Origin of the sequence: Actinoallomurus sp. CA-150999 (assembly GCF_050942425.1) — a bacterium.
In the GTDB taxonomy this organism is placed as follows: domain Bacteria; phylum Actinomycetota; class Actinomycetes; order Streptosporangiales; family Streptosporangiaceae; genus Actinoallomurus.
In genome coordinates, this window is sequence record NZ_CP192063.1 from 5,504,373 (window position 1) to 5,521,142 (window position 16,770).

Sequence of the window (16,770 nt, forward strand, 5' to 3'; positions counted from 1 at the left end):
CGGGGATATTCGGAACGTTTCGCCCCGCCGAGGGAGAGCAGGATTCGGGCAAGGGGACCAAGGGGGAGGTCGATCATGACGACCGCACGTGAAGTCATGCACCACGGGTGCGAGTGCCTGAGGATGAATGAGAATCTGACTGCGGCGGCCCGGCGGATGGCCGAGCTGGATGTGGGCGCGATGCCGGTATGCGGTGAGGACGGCCGGTTGAAGGGGATCATCACCGACCGTGACATCGTGGTGAAGGCCATCGCGCGGGGCAGGAACCCATCGGAGGTCCAGGCGGGAGACCTCATCCACGGCGAGGTCTGGTCCGTCGACGCCAACTCTGATGTCGAGGATGTCCTGCATCAGATGGCCGAACACCACATCCGTCGCCTGCCGGTGATGGAAAGGGAAGAACTGGTCGGCATCATCAGCCAGGCCGATCTCGCGGCGAAGCTGCCCCAGGACAAGGTCGGTGAACTGGTGGAGGCCATCTCCGGCACGCCACACTGACGACGTCTCAGACGCCGTCCGGCCGACATGCCGGCGAGTGATTCATCGACGACGGCGGTGTCAGCGTCCGGTCGAGGCAGAGCCGGACGCGGTTGGTTCCGGTGAGGCCCTTATCGAGGTAGATCCGGTCCTTGGGGACGCCGGATCTCGCGTTGGGCGGTGAAACCTTGCAGGGCGGTCGAGGGGGATGGCGCATGGCCAAGGGCGGCAAGGCGAGACGGCTTTCCCGGCGGGTTTACGAACGGGAGCTCTACCGGCTTCAGGGCGAACTCGTGAAGTTGCAGGAATGGGTCCGTGTGACCGGGGCGCGCCTGGTCGTGGTCTTCGAGGGGCGTGATGCGGCCGGTAAGGGCAGCACGATCAAGCGCGTCATCGAGTATCTGAATCCGCGCGTCGTCAGGATCGTGGCACTGCCCGCCCCGACCGAGCGCCAGCGCACGCAGTGGTACTTCCAGCGCTACGTCGAGCACCTGCCGGCGGCGGGCGAGGTCGTGTTGTTCGACCGCAGCTGGTACAACCGGGCCGGCGTCGAGCATGTCATGGGCTTTTGCACGGAGGAGGAGTACACGCGCTTCCTCCACCAGTGCCCGGTCTTCGAGCGGCTGCTGATCGAAGACGGCATCTTGCTCCGCAAGTACTGGTTCTCCGTCAGCGACGCCGAACAGGAAGCCCGATTCCATGACCGGCTCGTGGACCCGATGAGGCGCTGGAAGCTGTCGCCGATCGACGTGGACTCGATTCTCCGTTGGGAGGACTACTCGCGTGCGAAAGACGAGATGTTCCGCCATACGGACATCCCAGAGGCGCCGTGGCATGTGGTCGAGAGCGAGGACAAGAGGCGGGCGCGCATCAACATGGTCGCGCATCTGCTCTCGACCGTGCCCTACGGCGAGATCGAGCCGCCTCGCCTGACGCTGCCGGCCCGGCCGCGGTCCACGGGATACCGGCGCCCGCCTCGCGAGACCCAGACCTATGTCCCGGACCACTCCGCGACACTCGGCGAACCTTGAGACCTGTCACGTGTCCCGCCCGTCGCAACCAGACATGGGAGCCGGACCACGAGCAGTCGCCGACCTCTGGAGGGTTCCGTCACGTACGACGAGACCCTCCAGACGTATCCCGACCGGAGTGATGGGATCACTGGCCGATCTTGACTCCGGGCTGGCCGTATCGGTACTCCAGCGGCCGGCTCATCCTGCGGCCCGGGATGTCGGCCGCGGCGCGGGACTTGCCCAGCGGCATGACCGTCCGCCCGAAGCAGGACTCGAGCAACATCGCGCCCGCGGTGTACAGGGCCGCCGCCGCGGAGATCACGAACAGCCAGCCGGCGATGCGCACCGGCCAGGTCGCGCCCGAGAAGAAGCCGGCCGCGGTGAACCCCGAGCCCACGGCCAAGAGGGCGAGCACCACCGTCATGCCCATGTTCTCGGCCGTCGCGGCCATCGCGCACAGCCCGGTGATCACGCACAGCGCGATGAACCAGAAGGCGAACGGCGGATTGACGGCCCCGATCCTCGGCGCCAGCAGGGCCGGGAAGGCCCCCGCGCCGACGAGCATGAAGATCAGTCCGAAGGCGAGCCAGAACGCTCCCCACATCCCGTGCACGGCGGTCGCCAGGCCGTCGCGAGCACGGTAGGACCACATCCCGGCCAGGAACTGCGCGAGACCGCCCGCGGTCAACACGAACGGGAAAAGAATCAGCGGGGTGAGCACGGTGCCGTACCAACCCGCCATCCATGCGCCGACCATCATCGTCGCCGTCGCGAGCCCGAAGAGCCCGAGGATCGACGGTGCCGCGATCGGCTGCAGGAACACACGGCTTCTTTCCTGCCAGAACTCGCGTTCGGCCTCCATCTCGCCCGTCCCCGGGCCGGGCGTCCTGCCGACCTCATGCGCCCTGGGTTCCGGTCCGGACGGCCTTTCGTAGGCACCATGGCCCCTTGATTCCGTCATGACATCCTTCCCCCCGTTCGCGGATGCACGATCTCCATATACCGCAATCTCGCCCGTCAAAACGGCGCTATATATATCAAGCAGTACTAATGCGCCTCAAAAACCCCAGCAGCCCCTTCAGTTGCCGCGTAAATGTCCCGAAATTGAGGTGTCAGGCGTTGAAAGTGCGGCTAATGCGAACAGTTGAGTCAAAAAACGTTCAGATTGCGGGAGGCGGTGTGGCGGGGCGAGCGCGCATCCCACCGGCCGCGACCAGAAGGAGCATTCCCGCGGCGTAGGCGACGAGCACGGTGATCGGGAGCCGCCCGCTTGGGGCGAATCCCTTCGCCGCGAGCCAGGACAAGGCGAGGCCGGCCACGGCGACACCGGCCACCAGCAGAGGCCACGCGCCATGGCGAAGGGGGTCGGCATCCGCTCCCCGGTGGGCGGGCACCACCGGCCCGGCCGGCCGGAGCGCCATGGCCAGCGGGATGAACAGGATGGTCAGGGCGGCCACCCACACCAGGCGCTGTTGCAACCAGGCCGCCGATCCGATGGGCACCGATGGGAGCAGACCGGTGGGATACAGGGCGATGGCCACGGGTATCACCGGCGCCATGTGCCATAGGTACAGCGTCATGACCATCCGGTTGGCCCGGGCCACCGCCCGTCGTGGACGCGGCCCGCGCAGTCGGCGCGTCACGGCGGATTCGGCGGCGAGCAGCAGCCCCACCTGGCCGGCGGCGTAGGCGAGGAGGGCGATCGAGGGCGGGGAGGTGTTCTTGATCCGTTCGCCGGGTACCCCGACCATGCTCACCGGGAAGGGCCCCAGCCATACCAGGCCGGCCAGGACGGTGATCCCAGCGACCGCCAGTGCCGGCGGACGCCGCCGGTCGCGGGTGAGCGTGCCGTCCTGCCAGGCGAAGCCCAGCTGGTGTATCGATCCCCAGACCAGCAGGTAGTTCAGCCCTCCCAGCAGGGGCGGATGCCATCGCAGGACCGCGGTGTTCACCCCGGCCACGCCGAGGGCGAGGGCGGCCGGAACGCCGAGTCCCCATCGCCGGTGGGCGGCATGAAGCGCCGGGGTAATCGACAGCAGGGCAAGATATACCGGCAGAAACCACAGGTGGAGGGCCACGCCCCATCCTGCGGACGCGAGCACGTCGCGGTCGACCCCGGCGGCGCGGCAGCCGGCCACGGCGGCGGTGGCCACGGCGACGTACATCGTGGTGGGGACCAGGATCCGCACGGCCCGGCCGTACAGCCAACGCGCCCAGTCCTCGCCACGTCCGCGGTGTGATGTCCAAGAGGCGGCGTTGGCGAAGCCGCCCACCAGGAAGAACACCGGCATCACCTGGAAGACCAGGCTGAGCCATCGGGTCCACGGCAGTCGTCCCAGCACATTCGACCCGCCCAGGTGACCCGCGTTGTAGGTGATCGAGGTCGCCAGCCAGTGGCCGAGCACCACCGCGCCGATCGCCGCGACCCGCAGCAGGTCCACGTAGCGGTTGCGGGACGCCTCCCCACAGCCGGTGTCCGGATGCTGCGGTGGCAGACCTCCTGCGTCACCGCTCATAGCCTGACAGCCCCCGAACGCTCGATCCCAGTCTCCCACCCTGGTCGGGCGGCGGAGGCGGCGGCTTTACCGGCCGGGTCCCGAGCCGTCGGGAAGCCGCACTCCTTCGCGTCGGACGGTGACTGAGGGTGAGCGGCCGTTCAGAAGGGACGGTCGGTGCACAGGTGCTGCCCCGGCGCGCCGACCCCCAGCAGGACGGTGTTGCACCCATCACACGCCCACACGCCGTCGGGTACGAGGAGGCTCTGGGTCGCCATGTCGTCACGAGCGCAGGCGATGCGGTAGGCGCGGACGGACCGGCGTACCAGTGAACTGCAGAACCCGGCCATGCGTGACACGTGAGACTCCCGCCCGGGGACGACGTCGAACTGGGGGACCGCGTCGAGCATAGCGGACGGAAAATCGGCCACGACCAGGGACTTCGCTATCAGGACGACCTGCGGAGCACCGTGCGGGAGATCAGCGGGCCGAAGGGCTCTCAGCACCGTTCGATCGCTCGTCCGGGCGCGGTCAGCGCCAGGACATCCGGGTCACGTATCGTCCTTCGACATCGGATGACGTTGCCGAGGGGGGCTGATGGGCAAGGCGGCGACCGCGGCCGGGGTGCCGGATGAGTTGCGACGTCGGCTGGGGGTCTTCGACGCGGTGGTGATCGGCCTGGGGTCGATGATCGGCGCGGGAATCTTCGCCGCGCTCGCGCCCGCGGCGCGGGCGGCCGGGTCCGGGCTGCTCGTCGGTCTGGGCGTGGCCGCGGTGGTCGCCTACTGCAACGCCACATCATCGGCCCGGCTCGCGGCCCGCTACCCGGCCTCCGGCGGCACCTACGTCTACGGCCGCGAACGCCTGGGAGAGTTCTGGGGCTACCTGGCGGGCTGGGGGTTCGTGGTCGGCAAGACCGCCTCGTGTGCGGCGATGGCGCTCACCGTCGGGTTCTACGTCTGGCCCGGGCAGGCGCACGCGGTGGCGGTCGCGGCCGTCGTGGCGTTGACGGGCGTGAACTATGCCGGGGTGCACAAGTCGGCCTGGCTGACCCGCCTCATCGTCGCCGTGGTGCTGGCGGTGCTGGCCGCCGTGGTGGTCGCCACCCTGACCTCCGGCGTTTCGGACACGGCCCGGCTGAACGTCGGTGGGGACGCCTCCTTCGGCGGCGTGCTGCAGGCGGCGGGTTTGTTGTTCTTCGCCTTCGCTGGATACGCGCGGATCGCCACGCTGGGTGAGGAGGTCCGCGATCCGAAGCGGACGATTCCCCGCGCGATCCCGCTGGCGTTGGCCATCACTCTGGTGGTCTACGCGGCGGTCGCGGTGGCGGCGCTGAGCGTGCTGGGCAGCGGAGGGCTGGGCCGGGCGGCCGCCCCGCTGGCCGAGGTCGTCCGAGCGACCGGGCTGCCGGGCCTGGCGCCAGTGGTACGGGCCGGGGCGGCGGTCGCCGCGATCGGCTCGCTGCTCGCGCTGATCCTGGGCGTCTCACGCACGACGCTGGCGATGGCCCGCGACCGGCACCTGCCGCACGTCCTGGCCGCCGTCCACCCCCGCTTCGGCGTCCCACACCGGGCCGAGCTGGCGGTCGGGGTGGTGGTGGCCGTGGTGGCGGGCATCGCGGACGTGCGCGGGGCGATCGGGTTCTCCTCTTTCGGCGTGCTGGTCTACTACGCCATCGCCAACGCCTCCGCGACGACCCTCACCACGGCCGAGGGCCGCCCGCCCCGCCTCGTCCCCGCCGTCGGCCTGGCCGGCTGCCTGATCTTGGCCTTCGCGCTGCCGCTGACCTCGGTGATCACAGGGGCCGCCGTACTGGCCGTCGGTGCCGTCGCCTATGCCCTGCGCCGGACGGTCGCGACCCGCTCGCCGTGACGAGGCGAGGACGCCACCACCGCGTCGTCGACGGCGGCCGCCTCGCCGGCGCCGAACTCCGCGCCGCGACCTTCACCGGCGCCGATCAGCGCCGTCTGACGGCGGCGTAGCTCCACTGACGCGGGGCGAAGCCGCTCACCCTCGGACCGGTCGCGTTCGTCGCCCGCGCGGTGGCCCGGCCCAGTTCATCGAGGGCGTCCTCCGCCTCGGCCTGTTCGTCCCAGGGCGCGGGGCCGTCGGCGAGCAGCATGGTGCGTTCGGGACCCTTGCCGGCCAGGACGACCACATCACCCGGCCGGGCCATCTCGATCGCCCGCCGAATCGCGGCCCGCCGGTCCAGGATGACCTCGTAGTCGATGCCGCGTCGCCGTGCCCCGACGCCTGATTCGATCTGCCGGGCGAGGTCCACCGGGTCCTTGCCGGCCGGATCGTCGGTCGTGAGGATGAAGAAGTCCGCGTACTCCGCCGCCGCGCCTCCCATCCCCGCCGGGTCATGGTCGGCGTGGCCGGTGGCGCCGAAGACGGCGATCAGCCGGCCGGAGGTGGTGGTGCGGAGTTCGCTCAGCACACTGCGCAGGCGCAGCGAGGAGTGCGCGAAGTCGAGATAGACGGTGAACGGCTGTCCGCGGTCGATGGGCTGGAGACGCCCGCGTACGCCGCCGAAAGCGGACAGGGCATCGGCGACGGCGTCGATCGGCGCCCCGAAGGCCAGGCCGGACGCGGCCGCGCAGAGCGCGTTGCGGACGTTGAAGAGGGTCGGCAGGCGCAGGTGGACCGGGGCTGATCCGTCGGGGCCGCGCAGGACGAACCGGGTGTGGTTCCGGCCGGGGGACAGGTCGGTGGCCCGTACGTCGGCAGGATGATCGATCGCGTACGTGAGGCACCTTTCGGTCGTGCAGTGCGCACTGAGGCGTTCGAACGAGGGATCGTCGCGGTTGAGGATCGTGGTCTTCGGGACGCCTTTGCCGGCCGATCCCGCGGTCAGATCCATGAGCCGTGCCTTGGCGTTGAAGTAGTTCTGTGAGGTCCGGTGGTAGTCCAGGTGGTCCTGATCGACGTTGGTGTACGCGGCGACGTCGAACTCGCAGGCGGCGACCCTGCCTTGTTCCAAGGCGTGCGAACTGCTCTCGATGACCGCCGCGCGCATGCGCCGCTCGACCATCCGTACCAGCCACTCCTGGTTGTCGGGGGCGGCCATGGTGGTCTGGCCGGATCTGTTCTCGTCGGCGTGGGTTCCGGCTCCATGGGCCACGGTGCTGAGGTATCCGGCGGGGATACCGGCGGCGGTGAGGACGTGGGCGGTCATATGCGTGGTCGTCGTCTTGCCCGCGGTGCCGGTGACGCCGACCATCAGCAGCCGGCGGGCGGGCCTTCCGCGCAGCGCGGCGGACAACTCGGCCAGACCGGTGCGGGTGTCCGGGAGGATCAAGGCGGGTGTCCCCGCGGGGATCGGTACGGGCCGCTCGACGGCGACCGCGATGCCCTCGGCCGTGAGGCGAGGCACGTGGTCGTGGCCGTCCGACCGCAGGCCGCGTACGGCGACGAACAGATCACCAACCCGCGCCTGCCGGGAGTCGTGGACGACGCGGAGCACGTCGTAGTCACCGCTCGAGGGGTGCAGTTCGGCGGCGGGCACGTCGGCGGCGAGGTCACGTAGGCGCATGGGGGTCCACTTCTGTGTCAAGGTCGCTGGAACGGGTGGTCGAGCGTGCGATCACGAGCCGTGGTTCCGGCACGGCCCCGGTATGGAAGGTGCGAGACGGGGTCCTCTGCGGCCTTGCGTGAGAGCTCCCATGAGGCCGCCCCTCGGCTCCGGGTGGGGGTGCGGCGGCGGTCGACATGCCCAAGGTCGCCGTCGCGCGACCGGAGTCAGCCGGGGAACGGGTGACCGGTGACCGGGTCGGTCACCGGCCTCGGACCGGCCGCGACGTGCAGGGCATCGACCGCGTTCGCGTATCTGAGATCCGCCGTGCGAGCGAGAGCCGAATGCGCCGGTGATGGCCGGGACGCCAGATCAGCCGGTGGTGGGAGAACCGCCGGATGGGAGCCTCACTGCCGTTCAAATCTCTGGTGTCTCTGCCGAACGTTCCCCGATGCGTTGCAGGCCTCCATCAATTGGGCGCGGTCGAATCACTAAGCGGGTGTTTTTTTGCTGGAATTCGTGACGGCGCCGAATGTAGCTTCTTTAAGGCTAATGCTCAGGAAACATTCAGTTAGCTGGTAATAACCTCGTGATGTGGCAGGTCGAAGCCATGACGGTATGACTATCGCATCGTCACAGATCGTAATAGGCGCTGGATCGCGCCTTGAGTCCCCCCGGCGGCGCGGACGCCGATGGGCGGGGGATTATCGGCTGCCCGCTACGACGTCCGTCGACTTTTCTCCGCGTTAACCGGATAGTCGGTATGTTCCGGCGGCGGTGTGCGGGGGCTTTCCGGGAATCGTCGAAGACCCCCGTGTCTTCAGGTGCGGGCGTCGAAGGAGACTGATGGGGCCGGGTGGCGGTCGGTTCGTGGTTTCACCCGTCTTGTGGGCGTTGGCCGTAACCGCCGTCGCGGTGAGCGGCTGCTCCGGCGGGGGCGGACGGCCGCCGGCCGGGGCGACCGTGGGGCCGGCTCCCGCGCCTGGGGCCGCCGCCGCGGGCGCATGGGCCCGGTGGGGCCTGAAGTCGATGCGCCCGGCGCCGGCTCCGCCGAGCAGAAAGCCGATCAGGTTGACCACGACGGGCCCGGTCCCGGTGATCTTCCGGATCCCGACCAAGCGCAAGGTCGTATTCGTCACCATCGACGACGGCAAGGAGAAGGACCCGAGGTTCATGCGCTTGATGGCCGACCTGAAGGTCCCGATCACCATGTTCCTGATGGACGACGCGATCAAGGACGACTACGCGTACTTCAAGCCGCTGCAGGCGATGGGCGACCACATCCAGAACCACACGCTCCACCACCCGCTGATGAGCACGTTGCCGCTTCCCCGGCAGCGACAGGAGGTCTGTGGCGACCAACAGGTGCTGACCAGGCGGTACGGCGTCGCACCGTTCCTGTTCCGGCCTCCGTACGGCGGCTGGAACGCCGCGACCAAGGTCGCCGTCGCCGGCTGCGGACCACGGGCGATCGTGTTGTGGCGTGAGTCGATGGAGATCCACGACATGCAGTACCTGAACCCGGACAAGAGACTGAGCCCCGGGGACATCATCCTCGCGCACTTCCGCGGCCCGACCGAGCTGAAAGGCGAGACGATGACCGCCATGTTCGTCGCCCTGCTGAAGCACATCGAGCGCCAGGGCTTCGCGGTCGCCCGTCTCGAGGACTACATCCAGCCGCCCCGGCACGGCGCAGCGGCACGCTGATCACCGTGGCTTCCACGCGTTCGAGGAGACGGCGGACCCGGGCGCGTTCGGCGCGGCGGGGATTGAGCGGATGCACCAGAGGGCGGCAGGCCTTGCGGAAGGCCTCCAGCGCCTGATCAAGATCACGTGCATCGGGCGCGGGCTCCGCGACACCGGCCTGCGGCGCGCATCGCTCGATATGGTCGAGAACGAGAAGCAACTCCCTCAGCCGCATTTCGGCGACCGCGTGGACGCTCGTGGGGACGACCAGCGCGGCTGCCAGGATCCCGCACCCGGCCCCCAGAACGGTCTCCTGGACACGCAGGGCGAGCAGCTCGGGGGAGAGGGTGTGCAGGACCGCGAGCACCATGCTGAGCGAGCCGGTGATGAAGAAGGTCACCGCCCAGTAGCTTCCGGAGGGGGTGTAGAACATCCCGAAGACACAGGCGAGGAGAAAGACCAGGGCCAAGGTCGTGTGCCCGGCGGCCAGGACGGCGAGGCCGTATCCGAATGGCACCCCGGCGACGGTGCCGATCAGCCGCCGGCCGCTCTGCAGCAGGATGTCCCCGGTGTGCTCGGCGTTGATGAAGACGACCCATGCCGTGGCCACGGCCCAGTACCACAGGTGCGGGGAGACCAGATGCCCGCCGAGTACCGCGAGCGCGGACGCGGCGGTCACTTGGAAGGCCTGCCGCGTCGTATGCCGCCACGGGCCTGAAGGCTGTGCCGCCCCTGGTCGGAGCGCCATCGGGTCGCACCCTGTTCGGTTCGTCGGGTCCACTGTCAGGGTGTTGGCGGAGGACGCCGTCGATTCCTTCGACGAGCGGATCGCGAGCACGCCGAGGCGCTGCGCGGTCGCGTCCGCACGTGCCGTCCGCTCGAGCTCCGCCGCCGTGTCGCGGAGCAGCCCGGCCGGAGCCTCGTACAGGAACTCCTGAAGCAGCAGCGCGGAGGCATGCAGCCGGTCGAGACGTCGTTCGAGTCTGCGGACGTCGGCCAGACTGTCTGCCGGTAGGTCCGACGTGGCCTGCTGCGCATCACGAAGGCGTCTGCTGAATGCCGTCCTGAGGCGTCTGTGGATTCCGAAGGACGTCGTGGGCACCAGACAGAGACGAGTGACGGCGGCCGCCGCGAAGGCGACGGCCAACGCCCCGGTCAGCTGCGGGAGTTGGTGGGGCTGGATCCTGGCGAACTGGGACAGGAAGTAGGACATGAAGGCGAAGATTCCGAGGTCCAGGCCCCGTCGCCCGAAGCGGCGCGCATAGACCGCGGCGAAGATCAGCAGCAGGAAGGCCAGGCGGGAGGCGAAGGGGAAGGGCGCCAGCAGCCCCCCGGCCGTCACGGCGGCAAGAGCCACAGGCACCCCGGCGAGCAGAGTGCGGAACTGGTTACGGGGGTGCAGGTCGCTGATCGCCAACGAGGTGACCACCGCCGTGAAGCCGCCGGCCAGCAGCACGACGGAGGACTGATCCAATACCGTCAACGCGGCCAGGGTGAGAGTGAGGCCGAAGACGGCACGCAGCCCGGCGGCCAGATGCAACAGCCCCGGATCGGCGGCGGCGAACCGGTCCCACAGCGACGCCGTCCTCGCAGCCACCATGGATTTCCGTTCCTTCGTCGTGGTGGGCCGTCCCCGTCCGACCGCGACGAGCGAGGCCGCGTCCAGCGCGGGCCCTTGTGGTCAGTCTGGTCCGGCGGAAATGGCGCGCGGTATGCGTCAGGTGACTGCTTCTACGGCCGGGCGTGCCCTTATTCCTGGTGGCCGGCCGTCGCGAGGGCGCCCTCGATGAGGTCGCGCAGCTGGGAGCGGGCGGTGATGCCGAGCTTGGGGAAGCTGCGGTAGAGGTGCGAGCTGACCGTGCGCGGGGACAGGAAGAGCCTCTCGCCGATCTCGCGGTTGGTCAGCCCACGGGCGGCGAGCCTGATGATCTGCTGCTGTTGCGGGGAGAGTTCGGCGAGCGCGTCGGGGGTGGAGTCGGTGACGTCGAGGCCGGCGGCGCGGGACTCGGCCCGGGCTCGCTCGATCCACGGGCGTGCGCCCAGGCGGCGGAAGGTCTCCAGGGCCTCGGCGAGCGGCGCCCGCGCCTCTGCGATGCGCCGACGGCGCCGCAGCCACTCGGCGAGGTCGAGCAGGGTCTGGGCGCGTTCGAAGGGCCAGTGCTCCAGCACCGGGTCCGCCAGGGCCGCCCGGAAGTGCGGCTCGGCGTCCTCCGGGTCCGCCAGCAGGCCACGGGCTCGGCTGATCAGCGCACGCAGGCGGGGAGAGGCGTTCTCCGCGAGCGCTCGCGCGGAACGCTCGACGATCGGGGCGGCCTCCTCGCGGCGGCCGCAGCGCACAGCGGCGGCGGCCAGATCCGCGAGGGCCGGATAGGAGGCGTGATAGTGCACGGGCGCGCCGTCCGCCGTGAAGACCATGCGGAGTTGGTCGTACGCGGTCTCGTACGCGCCTTCCGCGGCTGCCGCGGCACCGAGCGCGCGACGGGCATAGACGGCGACCGAGCGGCTCTCCAGCGGATCGATCAGGGCGAGCGCGTCGTCGGCCCGGGCGCGGGCCGTCGCCGCGTCACCCTGGTAGGCCAGCACGATGGCATCCACGGTGGCCGCACAGGCCACGGCGTGGTCGAGGCCGGCCGCCCGGCCGATCGCGGTGGTGCGGGCGCAGGCCGCACGGGCCTGGTCCCATCGTCCGCGTTCCACATAGGCCCAGGCGACCGCGCCGCCCAGCCCCTCGGGCAGCGTTCCCTGCAGCCTCCAGCGGTCGAAGGCCTCGTCGAAGGTGCGGACGGCCAGCGGGGTCTCGTCGAGGAGCCACGCCATGATCCCGACGGTGGTGAGCCGCTCCGGCCGGGTCTCCGCGTCGGCGGCCAACCGCGGGAGCAGGCGGACGAGTCCGGCCCGGTCGTCGAAGGGGTCCGACACGGCCCGCACCCAGGTGCGCAAGCCCGCGTGTGAGCCGTCCTCGGGAAGGCGTCGCAGGATGCCCTGGACGCGGTGGCGCTGGCCGTCGTCTCCGGAGTAGAAGCGGACCACGGCGGCGCCGGCCAGGAGGTCCAGCGCGGCGGCGGGCTGGGAGACCGCCGACTCCTCGGCGGTGTCGGCCAGCCGGGAGAAGACCGTGGCGTGGCGTCCGGTCAGGACCGCCAGCCGTCCGGCCTGTACGGCGGCGGACGCCAGCAGCGACCGGTCATCCGTGCGCGCGCGTGCCGCGGCGGCCAGTTCCTCGACCCAGGCGAGGTCCCCGGTGAACGCGGCCGCCGAAGCGGCTTCGACCAGCAGCCGGGCGCTGTCCTCGCGCTGCGGTGAGAGCTCCGCGGCGCGCTGGAGGGCCTTGGCCGCCGCCGCATGGCCGCCGCGTCGGCGGGCCCGGTCGGCGGTCCGCTCCAGCTCCGCCGATACGGTCGCGTCCGGGCGCGGGCAGGCGGCGGCCAGATGCCAGGCACGCCGATCCGGCTCATCCCGCAGCATCTCGGCGAGCGCGAGGTGAGCCTCGCGCTGGGCGCCCAAGGAAGCCGCGTGATACACGGCGGACCGGATCAGCGGGTGACGGAACCGGACGTCACGGCCGGTCCGGCGGACCAGTGCGGCCTGCTCGGCGGGCAGCCAGGCATCGTCCTCGGCGTTCGGAAGCCCGGCCGCGACGGCGATCGCGGAGTCGACGCTGTCCATGGCGGCCAGGAGCAGCAGGGCCCGCGTCGTGGAGGCGGGCAGGCCGCTCAGGCGGGCGGCGAAGATCCGCTCCAGGTGATCGGTGAGCGGGAGCGGACCCGCGGACGGCAGCCCCGGAGCCGTGTCGTGCGCGGTGGCCGCCCTCGTCAGTTCCACCAGTGCCAGTGGGTTGCCGCCCGCCTGGTCGAGGATCCGCGTCCTGATGTGGCCGGTGGGGCTCTTCGGCTGCAGGTCCAGCAGCCGGTTGGCCGCAGCGTTGTCGAGTGGTCCCAGGGTGAGCGTCGGCACGTGACGGTCGAATCCCGGGAGGTGATCGCCGCCACGGGCCGCGATCAGCGTCGTGACCGGTTCGCCTTCCAACCGCCTGGCGGCGAAGGACAGCGCGTCCAGGGAAGCACGGTCGAACCACTGCGCGTCGTCCAGCACCACGAGCACGGGACGCCGGTCGCCCACGGCTGACAGCAGGCTCAGGACGGCGACCCCGATCAGCATGGGATCGGGTGCGCTCGAGGGCATGGCCGGCCCCTTGCCGAAGGCGTCCTGAATCGCGGCGCGCTGCCGGTCCGGCAGCCCGTCCACCTCGGCCGACACCGGCCGCAGCAACTGGTGCAGGGCGGAGAACGCCAGGCTTGACTCCGACTCGCCGCCCTCGGCGCGCAGGACGCGAGCGCCGCTCGCTTCGGCCTGACGCACCGCGCGGTCCAGCAGCGCGCTCTTTCCCATGCCCACGTCACCGAGAATCATCAGAACCGGGTCAGCTGACGCCGAGTCCATCGCACGAAAGAGGCGTGCCAATTCCGCGTCCCTGCCGATGATCGGCTTATCCGTATCCGACTCCGGTCCCCCGGCCGCACGGGGGGCGCCTGCGTGCTCGTCCACGGGGTCTCCAGGAATTTTGGCTTTTCGACGGGAGTCGCCGTGCCTTGCCGCACCCAGGCTACAAGCGGTCTGGCCTGGGTGCCCGGGGCAGGTGGGCAGGTGCAGTCACGTGACGGATACCGTGTGTACAGGGCTGCTCGTATGGTTCCTGGAAAGCCTCCGAATTCTCGAGGAAGCGACATGGAACAGATCAAGCTCGGCAACGTCACCATCACCCGGGTCTGGGAATACTACGGTTCCGTCGAGATGACGCCCGACACCTTCTTTCCAGAAAGTCCGAAGGAAGTCTGGGAAAGCGGTGCTCCCTGGCTGACTCCGTATTTCCTGGATTCCGCGACCAATATCGTGAATTCCGCGATCCAGACCTGGCTGCTGCGCAGCGAGGGCAAGACCATCCTCGTGGACACCGGCGTGGGCAATCACAAGGAGCGCCCGTACGCGCCGGTCTGGAGCCGCCTGGAAACGGACTTCCTGGCCAATCTCGCCCGGGCCGGCGTCGAGCCTGAGGACGTGGACATCGTGATCAACACGCATCTCCACATCGATCACGTCGGCTGGAACACCTACCTGGACGGGCCGCGCTGGGTTCCCACCTTCCCCAACGCCACCTATCTGATGCCGAAGGACGACTTCGACTTCTGGAACCCGGAGAACAGTCACAAGCCGCTGCTCGGCCGCGGCAACCAGAACGTCTTCGAGGACAGCGTGGCGCCGGTGCACGAGGCCGGCCTGACGCTGCTGTGGGAGAACAGCCACCAGATCGACGCCGACCTGCGCCTGGACGCGGCTCCCGGACACACCCCCGGCTCCTCCGTGCTGACCCTCGCCTCCGGATCGGACCGCGCGGTGTTCGTTGGCGACATACTGCACAGCCCGGTGCAGATCATCGAACCGGACACCAACAGCTGCTTCTGCGAGGACCCCGAGGGCGCCCGCGCCACCCGCCGCAAGATTCTGGGCTGGGCGGCCGACACCAACGCACTCGTGATCCCCGCGCACCTGGGCGGCCACGGCGCCGCCGAAGTCGTGCGCGACGGCAGCAAGTTCGCCATCAAGGACTGGGCCCCCTTCACCCCGTACGGCGAGCAGGCCTGAGGCCCGCGGAAAGGCATCACTGTGAACCACCCCATCGTGACCACGGCGCAGGGGGCCGTCCGCGGCCTGCGCCAGGACGACGGCACCGTCGCTTTCCTGAACATCCCCTACGCCGCCCCGCCCCGCGGCGCCGGCCGATTCGCCCCGCCGCAGCCCCACGAGCCGTGGGATGGCGTACGGGACGCCACCGTGCCGGGGCCGAACGCGCCGCAGTCCGAGCGCAAGCTCGGCAGCGTGGACATGTCCCCCTACTTCGGCACCGGTTGGAGCCGCGGCGAGGACTACCTCACCGTCAACGTCTGGACGCCCGCCGCCGCCGACGGCGACCTGCCCGTCATGGTGTTCGTCCACGGCGGGGGATTCGTCGCCGGGTCGACGCGGTCCGTGCTGTACGACGGCTCCGCCTTCGCCCGCGGCGACGTCGTCCTCGTCACCCTCAACTACCGGCTCGGCATCGCCGGGTTCCTCGACCTCCCCGGCGCGCCCGCCAACCGTGGTCTGCTCGACGTCGTCACCGGGCTGCGCTGGGTCCAGGAGAACATCGCCGCCTTTGGCGGTGATCCGCAGAACGTCACCCTTTTCGGCCAGTCGGCCGGGGCGACCGTCGTCGGTGGCGTCCTCGCCACCCCCGATGCCACGGGTCTCTTTCGCCGGGCGATCGTCCAAAGCGGTAGCGGCCTGGGTGCGTTCACCACCGAGCAGGCCGCCCGCGTCACCAGGGCGGCAGCCGAGGCCCTGGGTATCGAGCCCCATGCCGACGCCTTCGCGGACGTCTCCGACGACCGCCTGGTCGAGGCCGCCTCCCAGCTCGCGGGCATCGACCTGCGGTCCGAGACGCATCGCGACCCACTGATCGGACTCAGCCCCTTCAGCCTGGTCCTCGACACGCAGCCCGCCGAATCCGTCGCCGCCGGCCTCAGCGCCGACATCGACCTGCTCATCGGGACCAACACCGAGGAGGGGAACCTCTACCTGGTCCCCGTGGACAAGTACTCCACCTCGACCGCCAGGGACGTCGACGACACGGCGGCCCGCGCGCACCCGAATCCCGCGCAACTCGTCGAGACCTACCGGAAGGCGCGCCCCGAGGCGTCCTTCGGCGAGCTGCGCTCCGCCATCATGGGCGACGCTCTGTTCGGCGCGGGCAGCCGGGCCCTGGCCGGCGCACATGCCGCTCATCCCCGGTCCGCCACCTACGCCTACGAGTTCGCCTGGCGCTCCCACGCCCTGGACGGAGAGCTCGGCGCCACCCACGCGGTGGAGCTGCCCTTCGTCTTCGATCTCGCGCACCTTCCCCAGCTCCACGGCCCCGCCGCCCTGCTCGGCCCCGACAAGCCCCCCGCGGATCTCGCCGCCCGCATGCACGAGACCTGGGTCCGGTTCGCCAGGACCGGCAACCTCGGCTGGGACCCGTACGACACCGAGCGCAGGGCCACCATGCGCATCGACGCTGACTGGACCCAGGTCGACGACCCCCGCAGCCAGGAACGACAGGCCTGGAGCTGACCCCTCGTACACCTCTGTACGCATCCCCTTCAAGGAACACCATGACCAGAACCGTCATCACCACCGAGAACGCCCCCGCCCTGGCAGCCCCGCTGTCCCAAGGCATCCGCAAGGGCCCGGTCCTGCAGGTCTCCGGGCAGCTCCCGCTCGATCCGGACACGGGCCAGGTCGTCGGCACCACGGTCGCCGAGCAGACCACACAGACCCTGCGCAACGTCACCGCCGTACTCAAGGCGGGCGGCGCGGGCCTGGAGGACGTCGTGATGCTGCGCGTGTACCTCACCGACCCCGCCCACCTGGCCGAGATGAACGAGGCGTACGCCGCGGCCGTCGGCGAACCCTTCCCCGCCCGCACCACCGTCTACATGCCGCTTCCGCCGGGGCTGCTCGTGGAGGTCGACGCCCTGGCAGTGCTGGACGACCGCGTCCGATGATGGTG

At 70.2% G+C, this 16,770-nt stretch carries 12 protein-coding genes and 1 pseudogene; 7 read left to right on the top strand and 6 right to left on the bottom strand.

The annotated features are described in order from the left end of the window. Positions 1 to 75: 75 nt before the first annotated feature. Both ACQP2O_RS25680 and ppk2 read left to right on the top strand, forming a co-directional pair. Entirely contained in the window at positions 76 to 498 is a 423-nt protein-coding gene (locus tag ACQP2O_RS25680; RefSeq protein WP_433190148.1) for a CBS domain-containing protein, read from the top strand. 194 nt (positions 499 to 692) lie between these two features. After that, the gene (gene ppk2 / locus ACQP2O_RS25685) at positions 693 to 1,508 is read left to right on the top strand and encodes a polyphosphate kinase 2 (RefSeq protein WP_433190151.1); all 816 of its coding nucleotides are present in this window, start codon (positions 693 to 695) and stop codon (positions 1,506 to 1,508) included. Positions 1,509 to 1,635: 127 nt separating this feature from the next. On the opposite strand, the gene ACQP2O_RS25690 is transcribed toward ppk2, so the two are convergent. The 3 genes from ACQP2O_RS25690 to ACQP2O_RS25700 all read right to left on the bottom strand — a co-directional run bounded on the left by ACQP2O_RS25690 (position 1,636) and on the right by ACQP2O_RS25700 (position 4,344). Continuing rightward, a complete protein-coding gene (locus tag ACQP2O_RS25690) occupies positions 1,636 to 2,352 on the bottom strand; it encodes an acetate uptake transporter family protein (protein WP_433190154.1) in 717 nt (238 codons plus the stop codon). Positions 2,353 to 2,650: 298 nt separating this feature from the next. Further along, entirely contained in the window at positions 2,651 to 4,006 is a 1,356-nt protein-coding gene (locus ACQP2O_RS25695) for an acyltransferase family protein (RefSeq protein WP_433190157.1), read from the bottom strand. Positions 4,007 to 4,146: 140 nt separating this feature from the next. Further along, entirely contained in the window at positions 4,147 to 4,344 is a 198-nt protein-coding gene (locus ACQP2O_RS25700) for a hypothetical protein (RefSeq protein ID WP_433190160.1), read from the bottom strand. A gap of 238 nt (positions 4,345 to 4,582) precedes the next feature. On the opposite strand from ACQP2O_RS25700, the gene ACQP2O_RS25705 reads away from it, so the two are divergent. Further along, entirely contained in the window at positions 4,583 to 5,857 is a 1,275-nt protein-coding gene (locus ACQP2O_RS25705) for an APC family permease (RefSeq protein ID WP_433190162.1), read from the top strand. Positions 5,858 to 5,942: 85 nt separating this feature from the next. Here the strand turns inward: ACQP2O_RS25705 and ACQP2O_RS25710 are convergent, their stop codons facing one another. Then, positions 5,943 to 7,520, bottom strand: coding sequence for a Mur ligase family protein (locus tag ACQP2O_RS25710; protein ID WP_433190165.1), 1,578 nt, complete (start codon positions 7,518 to 7,520; stop codon positions 5,943 to 5,945). Between the two features lie 1,008 nt (positions 7,521 to 8,528). On the opposite strand from ACQP2O_RS25710, the pseudogene ACQP2O_RS25715 reads away from it, so the two are divergent. Beyond that, positions 8,529 to 8,948, top strand: a pseudogene (locus tag ACQP2O_RS25715) (polysaccharide deacetylase family protein); the annotation flags it as partial. A 100-nt stretch (positions 8,949 to 9,048) separates the two neighbouring features. Here ACQP2O_RS25715 and ACQP2O_RS25720 read toward each other — a convergent pair. Beyond that, positions 9,049 to 10,785, bottom strand: a complete 1,737-nt coding sequence (locus tag ACQP2O_RS25720) for an FUSC family protein (RefSeq protein WP_433190167.1) — start codon at positions 10,783 to 10,785, stop codon at positions 9,049 to 9,051. Positions 10,786 to 10,934: 149 nt separating this feature from the next. After that, on the bottom strand, positions 10,935 to 13,730 hold the full coding sequence (locus ACQP2O_RS25725) for a helix-turn-helix transcriptional regulator (RefSeq protein WP_433190170.1): 2,796 nt from the start codon (positions 13,728 to 13,730) through the stop codon (positions 10,935 to 10,937). A gap of 180 nt (positions 13,731 to 13,910) precedes the next feature. On the opposite strand from ACQP2O_RS25725, the gene ACQP2O_RS25730 reads away from it, so the two are divergent. Genes ACQP2O_RS25730 through ACQP2O_RS25740 form a run of 3 tightly spaced genes read left to right on the top strand, consistent with a single transcriptional unit; the run spans position 13,911 to position 16,765 of the window. After that, entirely contained in the window at positions 13,911 to 14,825 is a 915-nt protein-coding gene (locus ACQP2O_RS25730; RefSeq protein WP_433190173.1) for an MBL fold metallo-hydrolase, read from the top strand. Positions 14,826 to 14,846: 21 nt separating this feature from the next. Further along, a complete protein-coding gene (locus ACQP2O_RS25735; protein WP_433190176.1) occupies positions 14,847 to 16,331 on the top strand; it encodes a carboxylesterase/lipase family protein in 1,485 nt (494 codons plus the stop codon). Positions 16,332 to 16,372: 41 nt separating this feature from the next. Then, complete coding sequence (locus ACQP2O_RS25740; RefSeq protein WP_433190178.1) at positions 16,373 to 16,765, top strand: RidA family protein; 393 nt, start codon at positions 16,373 to 16,375, stop codon at positions 16,763 to 16,765. Positions 16,766 to 16,770 lie beyond the last annotated feature (5 nt).

What these genes read in the sequence shown, in the direction of transcription:
- ACQP2O_RS25690 (WP_433190154.1), bottom strand. Translation starts at nt 2,352, where the DNA reads ATGGAGGCCGAACGCGAGTTCTGGCAGGAAAGAAGCCGTGTGTTCCTG.
- ACQP2O_RS25705 (WP_433190162.1), top strand. Translation starts at nt 4,583, where the DNA reads ATGGGCAAGGCGGCGACCGCGGCCGGGGTGCCGGATGAGTTGCGACGT.
- ACQP2O_RS25680 (WP_433190148.1), top strand. Translation starts at nt 76, where the DNA reads ATGACGACCGCACGTGAAGTCATGCACCACGGGTGCGAGTGCCTGAGG.
- ACQP2O_RS25730 (WP_433190173.1), top strand. Translation starts at nt 13,911, where the DNA reads ATGGAACAGATCAAGCTCGGCAACGTCACCATCACCCGGGTCTGGGAA.
- ACQP2O_RS25710 (WP_433190165.1), bottom strand. Translation starts at nt 7,520, where the DNA reads ATGCGCCTACGTGACCTCGCCGCCGACGTGCCCGCCGCCGAACTGCAC.
- ACQP2O_RS25740 (WP_433190178.1), top strand. Translation starts at nt 16,373, where the DNA reads ATGACCAGAACCGTCATCACCACCGAGAACGCCCCCGCCCTGGCAGCC.
- ppk2 (WP_433190151.1), top strand. Translation starts at nt 693, where the DNA reads ATGGCCAAGGGCGGCAAGGCGAGACGGCTTTCCCGGCGGGTTTACGAA.
- ACQP2O_RS25695 (WP_433190157.1), bottom strand. Translation starts at nt 4,006, where the DNA reads ATGAGCGGTGACGCAGGAGGTCTGCCACCGCAGCATCCGGACACCGGC.
- ACQP2O_RS25720 (WP_433190167.1), bottom strand. Translation starts at nt 10,785, where the DNA reads ATGGTGGCTGCGAGGACGGCGTCGCTGTGGGACCGGTTCGCCGCCGCC.